The 16,692-nt window shown below is 61.9% G+C and carries 17 protein-coding genes; 6 read left to right on the top strand and 11 right to left on the bottom strand.

The annotated features are described in order from the left end of the window. Window positions 1–43: 43 nt before the first annotated feature. From ABVT36_RS14850 to ABVT36_RS14810, 9 genes are all read right to left on the bottom strand, one after another. Window positions 44–445 carry a hypothetical protein gene (locus tag ABVT36_RS14850; RefSeq protein WP_368457242.1) on the bottom strand — a complete coding sequence of 134 codons (402 nt, stop codon included), beginning with the start codon at window positions 443–445 and terminating at the stop codon, window positions 44–46. 35 nt (window positions 446–480) lie between these two features. Next, a complete protein-coding gene (aroE, locus tag ABVT36_RS14845; protein ID WP_368457241.1) occupies window positions 481–1,323 on the bottom strand; it encodes a shikimate dehydrogenase in 843 nt (280 codons plus the stop codon). Window positions 1,324–1,436: 113 nt separating this feature from the next. Further along, window positions 1,437–1,874: a hypothetical protein gene (locus ABVT36_RS14840; RefSeq protein WP_368457240.1), complete on the bottom strand. Its 438-nt coding sequence runs from the start codon at window positions 1,872–1,874 to the stop codon at window positions 1,437–1,439. Between the two features lie 18 nt (window positions 1,875–1,892). After that, window positions 1,893–2,798, bottom strand: coding sequence for an oxygen-dependent coproporphyrinogen oxidase (hemF, locus tag ABVT36_RS14835; RefSeq protein ID WP_368457239.1), 906 nt, complete (start codon window positions 2,796–2,798; stop codon window positions 1,893–1,895). Window positions 2,799–2,827: 29 nt separating this feature from the next. Further along, window positions 2,828–3,391, bottom strand: coding sequence for an L-threonylcarbamoyladenylate synthase (locus ABVT36_RS14830; protein ID WP_368457238.1), 564 nt, complete (start codon window positions 3,389–3,391; stop codon window positions 2,828–2,830). Window positions 3,392–3,404: 13 nt separating this feature from the next. Continuing rightward, on the bottom strand, window positions 3,405–3,920 hold the full coding sequence (purE, locus tag ABVT36_RS14825) for a 5-(carboxyamino)imidazole ribonucleotide mutase (RefSeq protein ID WP_368457236.1): 516 nt from the start codon (window positions 3,918–3,920) through the stop codon (window positions 3,405–3,407). A 139-nt stretch (window positions 3,921–4,059) separates the two neighbouring features. Continuing rightward, a complete protein-coding gene (locus tag ABVT36_RS14820; protein ID WP_368457235.1) occupies window positions 4,060–5,211 on the bottom strand; it encodes a transglutaminase domain-containing protein in 1,152 nt (383 codons plus the stop codon). A 121-nt stretch (window positions 5,212–5,332) separates the two neighbouring features. Further along, window positions 5,333–6,478 carry a DNA-processing protein DprA gene (gene dprA / locus ABVT36_RS14815; protein ID WP_368457233.1) on the bottom strand — a complete coding sequence of 382 codons (1,146 nt, stop codon included), beginning with the start codon at window positions 6,476–6,478 and terminating at the stop codon, window positions 5,333–5,335. A gap of 195 nt (window positions 6,479–6,673) precedes the next feature. Next, a complete protein-coding gene (locus ABVT36_RS14810) occupies window positions 6,674–7,741 on the bottom strand; it encodes a LysM peptidoglycan-binding domain-containing protein (protein WP_367149836.1) in 1,068 nt (355 codons plus the stop codon). A gap of 171 nt (window positions 7,742–7,912) precedes the next feature. Here ABVT36_RS14810 and def point away from each other — a divergent pair, with 171 nt between their 5' ends. The 5 genes from def to ABVT36_RS14785 all read left to right on the top strand — a co-directional run bounded on the left by def (window position 7,913) and on the right by ABVT36_RS14785 (window position 13,721). After that, window positions 7,913–8,419 carry a peptide deformylase gene (gene def, locus ABVT36_RS14805; protein ID WP_368457232.1) on the top strand — a complete coding sequence of 169 codons (507 nt, stop codon included), beginning with the start codon at window positions 7,913–7,915 and terminating at the stop codon, window positions 8,417–8,419. Window positions 8,420–8,493: 74 nt separating this feature from the next. Next, window positions 8,494–9,450 carry a methionyl-tRNA formyltransferase gene (fmt, locus tag ABVT36_RS14800; protein WP_368457231.1) on the top strand — a complete coding sequence of 319 codons (957 nt, stop codon included), beginning with the start codon at window positions 8,494–8,496 and terminating at the stop codon, window positions 9,448–9,450. Continuing rightward, complete coding sequence (gene rsmB, locus ABVT36_RS14795; RefSeq protein ID WP_368457230.1) at window positions 9,451–10,776, top strand: 16S rRNA (cytosine(967)-C(5))-methyltransferase RsmB; 1,326 nt, start codon at window positions 9,451–9,453, stop codon at window positions 10,774–10,776. It abuts the gene before it with no gap. Window positions 10,777–10,809: 33 nt separating this feature from the next. After that, complete coding sequence (gene trkA, locus ABVT36_RS14790) at window positions 10,810–12,195, top strand: Trk system potassium transporter TrkA (RefSeq protein ID WP_367149832.1); 1,386 nt, start codon at window positions 10,810–10,812, stop codon at window positions 12,193–12,195. Between the two features lie 74 nt (window positions 12,196–12,269). Continuing rightward, window positions 12,270–13,721 carry a TrkH family potassium uptake protein gene (locus tag ABVT36_RS14785; RefSeq protein WP_367149918.1) on the top strand — a complete coding sequence of 484 codons (1,452 nt, stop codon included), beginning with the start codon at window positions 12,270–12,272 and terminating at the stop codon, window positions 13,719–13,721. Window positions 13,722–13,798: 77 nt separating this feature from the next. Here the strand turns inward: ABVT36_RS14785 and ABVT36_RS14780 are convergent, their stop codons facing one another. Continuing rightward, window positions 13,799–14,413 (bottom strand): CDP-alcohol phosphatidyltransferase family protein, encoded by a 615-nt coding sequence (locus ABVT36_RS14780; RefSeq protein ID WP_367149831.1) that lies wholly within the window; start codon window positions 14,411–14,413, stop codon window positions 13,799–13,801. 38 nt (window positions 14,414–14,451) lie between these two features. Here ABVT36_RS14780 and ABVT36_RS14775 point away from each other — a divergent pair, with 38 nt between their 5' ends. Continuing rightward, complete coding sequence (locus tag ABVT36_RS14775) at window positions 14,452–15,687, top strand: NupC/NupG family nucleoside CNT transporter (protein WP_368457229.1); 1,236 nt, start codon at window positions 14,452–14,454, stop codon at window positions 15,685–15,687. A gap of 66 nt (window positions 15,688–15,753) precedes the next feature. Here the strand turns inward: ABVT36_RS14775 and ABVT36_RS14770 are convergent, their stop codons facing one another. Next, window positions 15,754–16,638: a lysophospholipid acyltransferase family protein gene (locus tag ABVT36_RS14770; RefSeq protein ID WP_368457228.1), complete on the bottom strand. Its 885-nt coding sequence runs from the start codon at window positions 16,636–16,638 to the stop codon at window positions 15,754–15,756. Window positions 16,639–16,692: the final 54 nt, after the last annotated feature.

Genomic DNA, 16,692 nt, shown 5'->3' with positions numbered 1-16,692 from the left:
CACGCTCAGAGCGCTGCGGTACCGGCAGGGTCCAGCGGAAGCGCTATTTTCCCTGTGCCCGCAGCAGGCCGGAGGCGGCGATGCCCCCGGCGGCACAGGCGAGCACAATCACCAGGGGTGTCAGGGCCCCCAGCCCCAGGGCAGCGATCCCGTAGCCGCGCATGGGCAGCAACAACAGCAAGAGGATACCGGCGGGCACAAGGGACAGAAAGAAGCCGCGCGCCACCCAGGAGCGTCGCCAGGGCAGCAGGAAGATCAATCCACACAGCCCGCCCCAGACCACCCGCTGATACAGGTAGGCATTGGACAGATAGGGGGCTATGTCCACGCCCACCCAGCGGTTGAATCCGTGGTACCCCATGGCCCAGAGCACCAGGGCATAACACAGGCCGCCAAAGCAGCCGGCGGCAAAGACAAAAGACAGGTTTCGCAGGAATTCGCGCACCTTACCCCCTTTAGTTTGATTGGTGTCAACAGGCCCTAATTTTGTTCGTCAGTCTGATTGCGCTTCAATCCCGCCCGCAGTTCCGACAATACGGGTGCTAGCTGGGGGTGCAGCCCGCGCCAGAGAAAAAAGGATTCCGCCGCCTGCGCCACTAGCATACCCAGTCCGTCAGCGGTTTCTGCGCCACAGTCCGCAGCCCAGCGCATAAATACGGTTGGCTCGGCGCCGTAGACCATGTCATAGGCGCGGGTGTCACTGGAGATGACTGCTGCGGGCAGCGCCGGCATCTCGCCGCTCAGGCTGGCGGAACTGGCATTGATGACCAGGTTAAAGGGACCCGGCAGATCATCCAGGCCGCCGCCGGTGACCCTTCCCCCCTGTGGGAACCTTTGCGCCAACTGTACTGCCCGGGCGGCGGTGCGGTTGGCGATGTGAATGGCCTCCGGGAGCTGCGCCAGCAACGGCTGCAGGACACCGCGGGCGGCGCCACCGGCACCGAGCAGCAGTATCCTTTGCCCCTCCAGCGGCCAGCGCAATTGGCGGGTGAGGTCGTTAACCAGCCCGGCGCCGTCGGTGTTATCGCCGAGAAGGCGACCGTCGCTGCCGAGCACCAGGGTGTTTACCGCGCCCGCAGCGCGGGCCCGGTCTGTCAGTTGGTCCGCCAGGGCCGCTGCATCCAGCTTGAATGGCACTGTGACGTTGAGCCCCCGGCCCTCGGCAGCGAAAAAGCTCCGGGCTATAGAGGCAAAAGCGTCCACGGGCGCCAGCAGCCGGTCGTAATCCATATCCTGCCCGGTCTGACGGGCAAAGGCCCGGTGGATCAGCGGCGATAGTGAGTGGGAGATGGGGTTGCCGATCACCGCGTATTGGTCGGTCACATGGGCATCCTTAATGGTTCGCTGTTATTAACCCGGCAATCCGGCAGACCAATGCCGGTCCATTGAGTCGTCGCCCTTGAAAGCTGACACAACTCTGCGGAACAGCCCGCTTTTCAGGGGCTTGCGCCGGCCAGGGCGCGGCGGATACACGCCGTTTCGTCTACCGCGATCAGGCCGTCTATTTTCAGACCCGCAGGGGTGTCGCTCACCAGGTAACGAGTGGTGGCCGTGTAGAGTTCGACACTGCTGTCCCCCTCCCGGCGCAACAGTACCCAGCGCAATTCCACCAGGTTGCTGCAGGTGTTGAGTTCGCTAATCTGTGTCACTGCGCCGACAATCTGCGACACACCCAGGCGGCCATAGATCGACAGCAGTCGATTTACCTGTGCTGTGAACTGGGTGCGAATTGCGCTCTGTTTGCCACAGCGCTCAGGGTAATAATGCAGCGGGAAGCGGTAGAAATCCGCAATCTGCTGGGCATCCCCACTTTCGAAGGTGCGACGATACTGCAAAAACAGCTGGTTGATCGCGTCTGTGCGGGTCTTGTCCAACGCATATGCTCCCTGAGGTCAAACCCAGTCGCGCCGGGGCAGGAAATCGCTGTAGAGCCTGGCCTCTTCGCTGTTCTGTTGCGGTTGCCAGTCGTACTGCCAGCGCACCAGTGGAGGCAGGGACATGAGGATGGACTCGGTACGGCCACCACTTTGCAGACCAAAAAGGGTCCCGCGATCATAAACCAGATTGAACTCGACGTAGCGGCCGCGCCGGTAGAGCTGGAATTCCCGTTCACGCTGGCCATAGGGGGTGTCTTTGCGCTTCTGCACTATCGGCAGGTAGGCGTCGAGGTAACTGTCCCCCACCGCCCGCATCAGGCCGAAAGCGTGGCTGAAGCCCCCCTGGTTGAAGTCGTCAAAGAACAACCCTCCCACGCCGCGCGCTTCGCCGCGGTGGGGCAGGTAAAAGTAGTTGTCACACCAGTTTTTGAAACGGGGGTAAATGTCGTCGCCGAAGGGGGCACAGGCATTTTTCGCGGTGCGGTGCCAGTGCACCACATCCTCTTCCACCCCGTAATAGGGGGTCAGGTCATAGCCGCCACCGAACCACCACACCGGCTCGGCGTCGGGTTTTTGGGCCACGAACAAACGCACATTGGCATGGCTGGTGGGCACCCGGGGATTGCGCGGGTGGATCACCAGCGATACTCCCATCGCCTCGTAGGAGCGTCCGGCCAGCTCCGGCCGGCCGGCAGTGGCGGAGGGCGGCAGACCGTCGCCGTGCACGTGGGAAAAATTCACCCCGCCTTTTTCGATCACGCCACCGTCTTCCAGTACCCGTGTGCGTCCACCACCGCCGCCGGGTCTCTCCCAGCTGTCCTGGCGAAATTGGTCGCCATCCACAGCGCTGAGGGCCGCGCAGATGTTCTCCTGCAGTTGCAGCAGGTAGGTTTTTACCGCTTGAATATCCACTTGGCTCATGGGTGGTCACCCTGGAAAAATTGATTGACTCAGCCGGCGCGCACCACCCGGCCACTCATCAGGTCGCGGATCTCGCTGGGAGTCGCGCGGCCGCCGGTGGCCCCCCCACCGACAAAATCCAGCGCGTCGCCAAAATAGCGTAACACCTGGTATTTCTTTCGCGCCGGCTGGCAGCCGCTGGGATTGGCAGAGGTGGACACTATGGCCCCGCCGAAGGCGCGGGTCAGCGCGCTGGTAAAGGGGTGGTCGGTGCAGCGCAGGGCCACCGAGGTATGGGTGCCGGTAATCCAGGCCGGCACCCGGTCGCAATGAGGTACCAGCCAGGTAACCGGCCCCGGCCAGGAGGCTTGCAGCTGTTGCAACTGGTGGACGCTGAGCTTGTCCAGCATGGGCGCAAAATCGCGCCGATCGGCGGAGACCAGAATCAAGCCCTTGTCCAGCGGCCTGCGCTTGAGGCTCAGCAGCCGCTGCACCGCGTCGCGATTGGACGGGTCACAGGCGAGTCCCCACACGGATTCAGTGGGGTGTGCGATGACGCCGCCCCCGGCGATAGCGCGGGCGGCGAAGTACACATCGAGTGGCGGAAACGCCATTTGGGCCCCGGGTTTAGCGGGATTTGCGCTGTTGCAGGTCCCGCTGCAGCTGCTTGTCCTTGGCGATGATGGCCTCGGCATTGGCCTTGCGCTCGTCCACCAGTTTCCGGTGCATTTCCGCATCGGCGGAACCGATGATCTGTGCGGCCAGGTAGGCGGCATTCTTGGCACCGGCCTTGCCGATGGCGACAGTTGCCACCGGAATGCCGCCGGGCATTTGCACCGTGGAAAGCAGCGCGTCGAGGCCGTCCAGGGATGCATTGATGGGTACGCCGATTACCGGCTTCAGGGTGGTTGCGGAAACGGCACCCGCCAGGTGCGCCGCCATGCCGGCGGCGCAGATAAAGGCCGCACAGCCGCGCTTGTCGGCGTCCACAACATAGTTGTGGGTGTTTTCCGGGGTGCGGTGGGCGGAAGTCACCTTCACCTCATAGGCGATATCGAACTTCTCCAGTACCCCGAAGGCGGCCTCCATGACCGGCAGATCGGAGTCGGAACCCATCAGAATTGCTACGAAAGGCTTGCTCATTTCAGCTCTCTTGAATAGTCGATCCGGCAAAGACGCGGCAATCTAGCGGATTGGCCAGCGGCGCACAAGACCCGACAGCACAGATACCGGTCCACGGGAGGGCCAGGTGTCGAGGGCCGGGTAAATGACTGGCAGCCTGCTACTGAAGAAAATGTATCCACCGGTGCCAGATATTCTGGTCCACCCTATCGGAAAACCTGTCGGGTTCACGCGGCTGGATATCTTCGCCGATCAGGGCCATTTTCCGCTGGTATTGGCGCAGCCCGGTCCCTTCTCCCACCAGTTCCATGGCGTGGCGGAAGTTTCGCCGGTAGCCCTCCGCACCCATCTGGTAGCGGGCCATTCCCAGCAAAAAGTGAAAGCGGTGATCATTCCTGTCGATGGTCATGGCGTCCCGGGCATAGGCCGCCGCCACCTCATAGTCGGCATCGCTGTAGGATTGTAGTGCCAGGGTGTACCAGTAATAGGGGTTTTTGCGCCGGTATCTGTTCAGCCTTTGGGCGATTAAATCCGCTTCCTGCAGCCGGTTACTGTCGCGCAGTGCCCGTTGCAGGTTTGTCAGTGTCGAAAGGTTATCGGCATCCAGTGACAGTGCCACCTGATAAGCCGCCATTCCCCGTTCCGGGTGGCCGGCCGCCCGGTAAATGACACCGAGGTTGCTCCAGAGGTCGGCGTCCTCCGGGGCCAGGTCGAGCGCTTTGCGCTGGTGGTAAAAGGCCTTTCCGTAGGCCTTGTCGCGCAGAAAGTCCGCCGCGAGATTGCTGTAAAATTTTGCCAGGGCCTGGTTATCGGTCAGCCGCCGCTGGCGGAAGTTGGGATTGCCGGCAGTAAAGTTGAAGTCGATGACCCTGGTGTTCTGCCCGGGGTTGATTGCGGCGTTAATGTGCTGGTATAGCACCATCTGGTCCCTGTCCAGATACCAGGTGGGCGGAACAAAAACCTCGTTGAAGTGGGCCTCCACTCCCAGTTCCCTGGCCATGGCCACAATCAAGGCCGAGAAAGCCAGGCAATTACCACGCTGCTGTGAGTAGGCCTCTGCCGCGGAAATTGTCGCATCCGGATCGTAGAAAATACTGAAATTGTCGGCCGCAAACGCGCGTAAAAGGTTTTCCAGCCGCGCCGGCGCTGTGGTTTCCGCAGGCAGTGAATCGAGAAACGCCCGCATTTCAGCGCTGGGATTCAGGATGTCCTCCTCTTTTAGATCGACCTCTTGTTTTTCAAACACGTCACCCGTCAGCAGTGCATCTTCTGTATAGGCTGGCGGCCCCAGCAAATTTGATACTGGAGGCATGGATGAACAGCCCGCAAGGGGCAGGAGCAGCAATGGAAAAAGCACGGATTTTATTGGATTTATCATAGGCTCTCCGGGTACAAACTGACCGGGGGACCAGCCATCCTATTTGGCTGGCGGATTAAACGGTGGCTTCCGCACTGGAATCCAAGCACACGGCTCCCGCACGGGTCAACTGATAGCCACCGGGGAGCTGTTCGACCAGGCCCTCCAGTTCCAGTTGCACCAGGTTTGCCATCAGTGTTCCGGCTTCCTCGCCAGTCTGCTGTGCCAGCTGTTCAAGGGAGCGGGGTTCCCCGACCAGGGCCTGGAGCAGGTGGATCTGCTGCGGCGCCAGCAGCGGGCCCGCCGCTGGCGCCGGCGCGGTGGGCAGGGACAGCAGTCCCCCCAGCTGGCTGGCGATATCCGCGGCGGTTTCCACCAGCGCTGCCCCCTCCTTGATCATACGGTGACAGCCCCGTGCCATCGGGTTGTGAATGGAACCGGGGATGGCAAAAACCTCGCGGTTTTGCTCCGCGGCCAGTCGCGCGGTGATCAGTGAGCCGGAATGCCGGGCCGCTTCAACCAACAGTACGCCCAGGGAAAGGCCGCTGATAATGCGGTTGCGCCGGGGGAAGTGTGCCGCTTCGGCGTTACTGCCCAGGGGTAACTCGCTGATTATCGCGCCGCCACTGTCGATGATATCTTTGGCGAGGCCCTGGTTGCGGCGCGGATAAAGGTGATCAACGCCGCTGCCGAGCACTGCCAGCGTGGTCCCCTCAACCCGCAGGGCACCGCGGTGCGCAGCCGCATCTATACCCAGCGCCAGCCCCGAAGTTACGGCGAAGCCGGCGCTACACAGTTCCGCCGCGAAGGCCATGGCATTGTCCACTCCGCCACTGGTGGCGCGCCTGGCGCCCACTACCGCTATTTGTGGCAGATGCACTGCGTGGGTATTTCCACGCACATAGAGAATGGGGGGTGGACGCTGGATCTGGGCCAGCAGGGGCGGATACTCCGCCGAACCCGCGGCCAGCAGTATCACACCGCTGGCACAGCAGCGCTCCCGCTCATCGGCCGCCCAGCACAGCAGCGGGCTGCTGTCGCCCATTGACGCGAAATCGCGCCACTGCTGCTGCGCCCGCTGGGGAAGTTTTTGCAGCAGTGCCGGGGGAAGCTGGTGCAGCGCCTGGGCGGCGCTGCCGAAGTGTTCGACCAGTTGCCAGTAGCGGCCGGGTCCCAGGCCCTCCAACCTGAGCAGTGCCAGGCTGGCGGTAATGGCATCCATGCGGATTTGCCCCCCTAGTGATTGGTTTGATCACTGGTGGCACTTCCGTGCTTCGCCACCGCCGGCCTGTTGTCCCGAACAGGGGTGTTCGGGTCGCTTCAAGCCTGCAACTGCCTGATTTGTCGTGGAGGGTTTGCGGACATGGGCCGCAAACCCGGGTTGAGGAAAGCCGGGGAAGGCTTTTTCAACAGCCTATTAGGGATTGCGCACCAGATCCATCACTGTCAGTGGGCGGTCCGCCTCCAGTACCAGGCCGAGACTCATTTTTTCAAAGGTGCGGAAAACCATCAGCAGACCGGCGCGCTCATCCGGCAGTTGCACCTGGTCGCGGGCGATACGGTCGCGCACCATGGCTCCCCGCTTGTAAATGGCCAGTACATGCCCCGGCTGCAGACCCTCCCGCTCGCCGCGATTGAGTACCACTACGTCGTACTTGCCAATCTGGGTGACACCCTCTTCCACATCCATAATGACGCCGTCCACCGGTACCGCAGGGGCGCCGGGCTGGAACAGGGCGGCGATGGAACGCTCTTCCACCGGCAACAGGCGATCCTCCAGGCGGATTTCGCGGGAGGTACGGGTGACTTCCATGGTGGCAATGGCGGTTTCATCGCTGCCGTCCGGGTCCAGCTGATACAGGTCTACCGAGCCCACATCCAGCGCCTTCATGCCGAGGTTTTCGCCGGTGAGAGGGTCCCTGTAGACCTCCGAGGGGCGGTAGATACCGTAGGAGGGCAGTGGCTCGCGGAAATCGCCGCGGGCGTAAAGCCTTTCCCCGGCGCCCACGAGAATGCGCTGGTCCTCGCCGGAAATCACATAGGGGGTTCCCACGAATGCATCCGGCGCCACGATACGGGTGCGGGACAGGAAGGCGTCGATGGCATCCAGGGGTATGGCGGGAATAGCCTCACCAATGGCCTCGCGCCGCACACTTGGCTGTAGGCGGTTGCTGCCGCCGGCGGGGCTCAGGCGATAGGGTCGCGGTCCGCGCTCCAACTGCAGCTGTGGCTCGCCCGCCACATAGACCAGGCGCAGCAGATCGCCGGGGAATATCAGGTGGGGGTTTTCGATCTGCGGGTTCACCTGCCAGATTTCCGGCCAGTACCAGGGCTGGGTCAGGAAGCGGCCGGAGATGTCCCAGAGGGTGTCCCCCCTTTGCACCACATAGACATCCGGGTGGTCGGGATTGAGGCGCACGTCTTGAGCCTGGGTCCCGAAGGCTATTGCCAGGACAGCGGCAGCCACCACAATAATTTTCTTCATGGAAGCATTCCTATGCTCTTTATCGCTATAATTCTCAGCGCCGGGCACTGCCGGGTGGCGGGAGCCTTGCCGACCAGCAATCGGCATCCGACTCTCCGCAGTGAATAGTGAGCGCGATCATTATGTTATCAGCGCCAGTTCCACGATTACTAGAAGTTTGTCACAGGTGTTATGGCCAAACTGCAGATTCTCGAATTTCCCGACCCACGCCTGCGCCAGGTGGCTCAGGCGGTTGAACAGGTGACCGATGAAGTGCGGTCTCTGGTGGACGACATGTTTGAAACCATGTACGACGCCCCCGGGGTGGGCCTGGCCGCAACCCAGGTAAATGTTCACCAGCGGATTGTGGTGATGGATGTTTCCGAGGACCAGAGCGAGCCGCTGGTGTTGATCAACCCGGAAGTCGAGGTGCTGGACCCGGAAATTCACCAGTATGACGAGGGCTGCCTGTCGGTACCGGGTTTTTACGAGACGGTGGAACGCCCGCGCCGGGTGCGGGTCAAGGCGCTGGATCGCGCTGGCGAGTCCTTTGCAATGGAGGCCGAGGGCCTTCTGGCGGTGTGTATCCAGCACGAGCTGGACCACCTGGAGGGCAAGCTGTTTGTGGATTACATCTCGCCGCTCAAGCGCAACCGTATCCGCTCCAAACTGGAAAAGACCCGTCGCCAGCGCGCCTGATGGAGCGGCATTCCTGACCCTACACGCCCCAATCCGGTCGCCGGCACAGCTGGCGGCTGCAGCACCAGATTAATATGACCCAGCCTTTGAAGATTGTTTTTGCCGGAACGCCGCAGTTTGCCGCCAGCCACCTGAGCCAGTTGGTGGGCACTGGCCATTCAGTGGTCGCGGTGTACACCCAGCCGGACAGGCCTGCCGGGCGCGGTAAGAAGCTGCAAACCAGCCCGGTCAAGCAACTGGCCGGGGCACACAATATTCCCGTTCACCAGCCTGTGAGCCTGCGGGATCCAGCTGCACAGGAGGCGCTGGCGGCCCTTCGGCCCGATCTGATGGTAGTGGTGGCCTACGGCCTGATTCTGCCGCAGCGGGTGCTGGATATCCCCCGGTTGGGCTGCATCAACGTGCACGCTTCACTGTTGCCGCGCTGGCGCGGCGCGGCGCCCATCCAGCGGGCCCTGGAGGCGGGTGACAGCGAGAGTGGCGTCGCCATCATGCAGATGGAAGCGGGCCTGGATACCGGGCCTGTGCTGCTGGAACGCCGCTGCGCCATTTCCCCCGCAGACACCGGCGGCTCCCTGCACGACAAGCTGGCGCTGCTCGGTGGTCCCGCGTTACTGGAGGCTTTGGAGCAGTTGGTGGAGGGCAGGGCGAATCCGCGCCGGCAGGACGATGGGTGTGCCAGTTATGCCGACAAGATCACCAAGGCGGAGGCCCGGCTCGATTGGGCGCGCCCGGCGGCGGAGCTGGAGCGCAGAATCCGCGCCTTCAACCCCTTTCCCGTATGCTGGACCACCTGTGACGACGGTGCCCAGCGGCTGCGGGTGTTCACCGCCAGGCTGGAGCAGGGCCATCGCGACGGTGCACCGGGCACGGTTCTCGATACCAGTGGGGAGGGGGTCCTGGTCGCCTGCGGGCGGGATGCACTGCGTCTCCAACTGCTGCAGCTGCCGGGTAAGAGAGCCCTGCCGGCGGCCGAGCTGCTCAAAGGCCAGGGGGAGCTGCTCGCCCCCGGAAAACAGCTGGGTCGTTAAATGACGGATGTGCGTGTCACAGCTGCGCGGCTTCTGGCCGACCTGCTCGGGGGCCGGGGTTCGCTAGCGCGGCTGCTGCCCGCCGCCGAGTGCGGGTTGGACGCGCGCGACTGTGCACTGTTGCGGGAACTCTGTTATGGCTGCGCGCGCACGGCGCCGCGACTGCGCCTGATCGCAGCCAAGCTGTTGCGCAGAGCGCCGAAGGATAAGGCGGTGGAGGCACTGATCCTGTTGGGGCTCTATCAACTGGAATACACGCGCATCCCGGATCACGCCGCAATTTCGGCGACCGTTGAGGCGGCGCGGGGGCTGGGCCTGGAGCGCGCCACCGGCCTGCTCAACGCGGTGCTGCGCAATGCCCTGCGCGACCGCGAGCAACTGCAGCGCAAACTCAGCGGCAACCCGCAATTCAGCTCTATGCACCCGGCCTGGCTGCAGCAGCGGATCAAGTCCGCCTGGGGCGCCGAGGCTGGAGATATTTTCCGGGCCAACAATAGTAATCCGCCCATGACGCTGCGGGTCAACGGCGGCAAAATTTCGCCTGCCGAGTACCTGCAACAGCTGGCCCGGGCCGGTATAGCTGCGGCCCCCTGTGCTATTTCGCCGGTGGGGATACAGCTGGCGGAGCCCTGTCCGGTGACGGCGTTGCCCGGTTTCGAGCAGGGCCTGGTCAGTGTACAAGATGAGTCGGCACAGCTGGCCGCACTCCTGTTACAGCCAGTTCCTGGAGAGCGGCTACTGGATGCATGCGCGGCGCCCGGTGGCAAAAGCTGCCACCTGCTGGAGCAGCAGCCCGGGGCTGACCTGGTGGCGCTCGATATCGACGCGGAGCGTTTGGAGCGGGTGGAGGAAAACCTGGTCCGCACAGGCCTGGCGGCCGAGCTGATCTGTGGCGACGCGGCGCAGCCGGCGGACTGGTGGGATACTTCCCTCTACGACCGCATACTGCTGGATGCGCCCTGCTCTGCCACCGGGGTCATCCGCCGCAACCCGGATATCAAATTGCTGCGGCGGGCGGAGGACATCGGCGAACTGGCGGCGTTGCAGGCGCGGATCCTGCGCGCCCTGTGGCCGCTGCTGAAACCCGGCGGAACCCTGCTCTATGCCACCTGCTCGATACTACCGGAGGAAAACAGCGAAGTCGCCGCCCGCTTCGTTGCGGAGACCGAGGATGCGAGCGACAATACGCCACCGCTGCTCGCCGGCGCTTCCTGGGGCATGCCGCAGGCGGCGGGCAGGCAGATACTTCCGAGGATTCACGGTGGGGACGGTTTCTACTACGCTCTGTTAAGCAAGGCCGGACCGCAGGGAGCACTAACCGGATAACAACGGCGGTGACGTCCGCGAACTACTTCTCTTATGAAAATTCTCATTCTCGGTGCGGGTCAGGTGGGTGGCTCTCTGGCGGAGAGCCTCGCTTTCGAGCGCAACGACATAGTACTGATTGACAGCGACGAGAGCACTTTGCGCGAACTGCGCGACCGCCTGGATATCGGAGTGGTGCAGGGCCACGCCTCCCATCCGGATATTCTGCAGCAGGCCGGTATCGAGGATGCCGATATCCTGGTGGCGGTGACCAATAACGACGAAACCAATATGGCCGCCTGCCAGATAGCCCACTCCCTGTTCCGGGTGCCGACCAAAATCGCCCGGGTTAGAGCGGCTTCCTACCTGAAATATCCGCAATTGTTCGATCCCCAGGCGATTCCCATCGACGTGCTGATCAGCCCGGAACAGCTGGTGTCCGAATATATTGTGCGCCTGATGGAGAATCCGGGGGCACTGCAGGTGCTGGACTTCGCCGGCGGCCGGGTGCAGCTTGTGGCCGTGCGTGCGGTCCGCGGCGGTCCATTGGTGGGCCACCAGCTGCGCTACCTGCGCCAGCATATGCCGAAAGTCGACACCCGGGTGGCGGCCATTTACCGGCGCAACAGCCCCATCATTCCCCGCGGGGACACCGTCATCGAAGCGGGTGACGAAGTGTTTTTTCTCGCCGCCCGCGCCGATATTCGCGCTGTGATGAGTGAACTGCGCCGCCTGGAGCAGGGGTACAAAAGAGTCACCATCGCCGGGGGCGGCAACATCGGTTTGCGCCTGGCGCTCAAGCTGGAAAACCGCTATTCGGTCAAGCTGATTGAGCAGAGCCACGCGCGGTGTATCTTTCTCTCCGAAGAACTTTCCAACACCATTGTCCTGCACGGCAGTGCGTCGGACCAGGATCTGCTGCTGGAGGAGAGTATCGAGGACACAGATGTCTTTCTGGCGCTCACCAATGACGATGAAGCCAATATCATGTCCTCGCTGCTGGCAAAGCGTCTGGGCGCGCGCAAGGTGATGACTCTGATCAATAACCGCGCCTACGTGGACCTGGTGCAGGGTGGTGAAATCGATATCGCCATTTCGCCGCAGCAGAACACCATCGGCAGCCTGCTGACCCATGTGCGCCGGGGCGATATGGTCAATGTGCACTCGTTGCGGCGCGGTGCCGCCGAGGCTATAGAGGTGATCGCCCACGGCGACGAGCGCACGTCCAAGGTGGTGGGCCGCAAGATAGAGGATATCGATCTGCCGGAAGGTGCCGCTATCGGCGCCATAGTGCGCGAAACGGAAAACGGCAGCGAGGTGCTGATCGCCCACGATGACGTGGTGGTGAAGAGCGATGACCACGTCATCGTATTCCTGGTGGACCGCCGACATACCCGCCATGTGGAGCAGTTGTTCCAGGTGGGTTTCAGTTTCTTTTAAACATCGTGTGAAGCTGTGCCGGGGCACTGTTGCCGCACAGCCTTCACCTGCAAACTACAGGCTCTATAGCGCCGATGCGAATAGCGGTAATTGCGCGGGTTTTTGGAATTCTCCTGATGGTGTTCAGTCTTACGCTGTTGCCGCCAATCGGTGTTTCCCTGTGGTACGAGGACGGTACCCATCCGGCGTTCAGCGTCGCCTTCGCGATTACCCTGATTACCGGTGTGTCCATGTGGCTGCCGGTACACGGCTTGCGGCAGGAGCTGCGCACCCGCGACGGCTTTGTTGTCACCTCCCTGTTTTGGCTGGTACTCGGCGCTTTCGGTTCCCTGCCGTTCATCATCAGTCCACTGCCGGACCTGGACATCACCAATTCCATTTTTGAATCCATCTCCGGGCTGACCACCACCGGAGCCACGGTGATTACCGGCCTGGATACGCTGCCACCGGCTATCCTCTACTACCGCCAGCAGTTGCAGTGGTTCGGTGGCATAGGGGTGATTGTCATCGCCCTGGCGATACTGCCGATGCTGGGCATTGGTGGCATGCAGCTGTACAAGGCGGAAATGCCGGGGCCGGTAAAAGACACCAAGTTGACCCCGCGTATCGCCGAAACCGCAAGGGCCCTGATAGTGATTTATCTGAGCCTTACGGTTCTGTGCGGTCTCGGCTACTGGTGGGCCGGCATGACGGTGTTCGACGCCGTGGGTCATGCGTTTTCCACTGTGGCCAATGGTGGGTTTTCCACCCACGATGCCAGCATGGGTTTCTATGCCAACAATCATGCCATCATGACCATCTGTATCCTGTTCATGTTTACCGCCGCGATCAACTTTGGCCTCCATTTCTTTGCTTTTCGCAATCGCACTCTGTCCCATTACTTGCGGGATTCAGAGTTCCGCTTCTGGATTACGCTGACAGGTATCTCTGCGCTGCTGGTCAGTTGCTACCTGTGGTTTCAAGGTATTTTTGGCGCGGGCGGGAGTCTGTTGCACGGTTTTTTTCAGGTGGTATCCATCGGTACCACCGCGGGCTTTGTGTCGGAAAATTTTTCCATCTGGCCCGCCTTTCTGCCTTATGTTCTGTTGGTGCTGGGTATTCTGGGTGCCTGCGCCGGTTCCACGTCCGGTGGCATCAAAGCGGTGCGCGGTATGCTGATCATGAAATCCGGTATGCGCGAACTCAACCGCCTGGTACATGCCAGTGCGGTGATTCCCATCAAGGTAAACCGCAAGATAGTGCCGGAGCGGGTTACCGATGCGGTATGGGGATTCTTTGCTGTCTATATCCTCTCGTTTTTTGTTCTCACTATTATTGTGATGGCGACCGGAGAGAATTTTGTAACGTCTTTTTCCACCGTCGCCTCCTGTCTCAGCAATATAGGCCCGGCCCTCGGCGATGCTTCGTCAAACTACGGCTCCGTCAATCAGGTGGCAAAGTGGTTTTTGATTCTGGCCATGCTGATGGGGCGGCTGGAAATCTTTACCCTGCTGGTGCTGCTGACCCCGGCATTCTGGCGGCACTGACCCGGGCCCTGCCCGCATGGCTGTGGTTAATCCGGAAACTTAACAAGTTGCCGGATAGTAATAACTGTGGTGGCTCATCACTCGAAAGTATCCTTGGTACCGGCGATAATTTGCGCGTAGCGAGGCAGAAAGGTCGCCAGCACCCAGGCCTCCAGCACGCAGCCGAGGGCACTCACCGCCACGATGGACTGGCCGAAGAAGTTGCCGGTATTGGTATAGTGCGGGGTCCACTCCAGGGCCACCTGCTGTGCGAAGCCGAGCCCCAGCACCAGGAAGGCCACCGCGGTGGCGACCTTGGGGATCATTCTGGGGGCCACCTTGAAGGGGCGCTTGAGCCAGCCCATCAGAACTGGAAACACACTCAGCTGCAAAGCGTAACGAATGACTACCAGCCACACGAAGAGTGTAAGAACCGAACTCAGGTGCCAGACCAAGGGCATCAGGCACAGCACGTACAGTTTGTCGGCCACCGGGTCCAGCAGTGCGCCCACATGGCTGTGCCAGTTATAGCGCCGCGCCAGCCGTCCGTCGAGAAAGTCCGTCAGGGCGCCGGCGGCAAAGGCCAGCAGCGCGGCCACAACATAGTGCTGTAGCGACAACCAGATGATCACCGGGATCAGTAGGATGCGCAGCGCGGACAGGGCGTTTGGCAGGTGGCGCCAGACGGTCCGGGTTTCAGTGGTTTCATTCATATAATATTGCGCTGCTTGGCGTAGGGGGATGGTTTTTCATGTGGCAAGGCCTTGTCGGAATCCTGGTATTTACCGCGATTCCCATTTTGTTGAGCGAAAACCGCCGCGCTGTGTCAGTGCGACTGATTGTTGTCTGCCTGTTGCTGCAGTTCGGAATCGCCATGGTGATGCTCAAGGTTACCTGGGTGCAAAACGCACTTCTCGCCGTCAACAGCGCCGTCAAGGTACTGGAGCAGGCCGCCATCGCCGGCAGCAGCTACATGTTTGGCTACCTTGGGGGGGCGGATCTGCCGTTTGTGGCCGACGGCCCCGGCAGCAGCTTTATCGTCGCCTTCCAGGTTCTGCCCATTGTACTGGTGATGAGCGCCCTGTCGGCATTGCTTTTCTACTGGGGCGTGTTGCAGAGAGTTATCGGCGCGTTGGGCTATCTGTTGCAAAAGACTCTGCGACTCGATGGCCTGCAGACCTTCAGCGTCGCAGCCAGTGTGTTTTTCGGTATCGTCGAGGCGCCGCTGCTGGTGCGGCCCTATTTCGAGTCCATGTCCCGCTCCACACTGTTCCTGCTGATCACCGCCGCCATGTCCACCGTTGCCGGCACCGTCATGGTGCTGTATGCCAGCCAGCTTCAGGGGATAGTCGCCAACCCCGCCGGCCACATCCTTGTCGCTTCACTCATCAGCATGCCGGCGGCGGTGCTGTTCGCCCAGTTGTGGGTGCCCCCTGCGGACCGGGCCGAACACCATGTCCCCAGGGTGCGCAGTGAAGCCCAGAGCACCCTAGACGCACTGGTGCGGGGTACCGAGGATGGGGTAAAGCTGCTGCTGAATGTAATCGGTATGATCATAGTGCTGTTTGCACTGATTTACATCGTCAACGCGATATTGTCCTCCCTGTTCGGTGACGGCATTACGCTGGAATACCTGGCATCGATCCTGTTCCGCCCCATTGTCTGGTTGATGGGGGTGGACGCTGCGGACCTGTCGCAGGCGGCGGAGCTGATGAGTATCAAACTCATTTTCAATGAATTCGTGGCCTACCAGCGGATCTCCGAGCTGGGTCCCGACGCCCTGTCGCCGCACAGCTATCTGATTCTGATCTACGCCATCTGCGGCTTCGCCAATTTCGCCAGTCTGGGGCTGGTGGTGGGCACCATCTCCACCATAGTGCCGGGCCGTACCGCCGAGGTGGCCTATCTGGCCACCCGTGCCCTCTTCGCCGGCCTGCTGGCCACCTGCATGACCGGTGCGGTGGTAGGGGTACTGGACGCCTTCTGAATCCGGCCCCGGGGAAATAATTCCCCGGTGGGTACGAGGACCCAGTGGCAACAACAGGGCCGGCGTTCAGCCCTTGCGATAGCGGTGCGTCCTGCCCCCGGGGCCGCGGCGGAAGCGCTTGTATTCCCACTGGTACTGGTCCGGCGCCGCGGCGATGCAGGCTTCCACCCCCCGGTTCATCGCCGCCAGCGATACTTTCTGTTCCGCGGCGTAAATAGACTGTTCCGCCGGCAGCAGAACCAGTTCGAAGCCGTCCCGCAGCCGCTTGGCAAAGCCGAACACGCAGCGGCAACCGGTGCGCTGCAGAAGATTGTGGGCCAGCGTCATAGTCAGCGCCGGCTGGCCGAAGAAGGGAGCAAAGTCGCCGCCGCTGTCGGGCTCCTGATCCGGCAGCACCATCACCATTTCACCCGCCTTCAGCGCTTTCAACAGGGCGCGCACCCCCCGTATATTGGTGGGTACCATATGGGCGCCATTCATCTGGCGACCGCTGCGGATCAGGGGGTCCAGTGCCGCCACCTTCGGCGGTGCATAGAGGGCCGTTGAGGGTCCCAGGGTACTCAGGTACATACCGAAGAGCTCCCAGTTGCCAATGTGTGGCATCAATACCAGCAGGCCCTGCCCTCTATCCGTCCGCTCGGTGAGCAGCTGTTGATTCCGCACCCGCACAATCTGATCCTCACTGCGGCTCCAGGGTTGCTGCCAGATGCCCGCCACTTCGAACCCCGTCAGGGCTGTCTGCACGACACTGTGTCGCGCCAGCCGTTCCCGCGCTTCCGCTTCCATCGTGGGATAGCAAAGCTGCAGATTGATGCGGGTAACCCGCAGGCTCTCGCCCCGGCCCAGCACCGCAATATGGCCGGTCAGCCAACCCAGCCGGCGCGACCAGCGCAATGGCAGCCTGCCCACCAACCTCAGCACAGCGACGGCGAGGCGCCCCTTAATATCCAAACCACATATTCCTCTAACCGGTTTCAGTTTTGCGCGATGTCGACACCGGGATTG

This window comes from Microbulbifer sp. TYP-18 (genome assembly GCF_040932045.1).
Lineage (GTDB): Bacteria > Pseudomonadota > Gammaproteobacteria > Pseudomonadales > Cellvibrionaceae > Microbulbifer.
The sequence above is the reverse complement of the archived record's forward strand: the minus strand, read 5'-3'. Positions and strand labels throughout refer to the sequence as shown.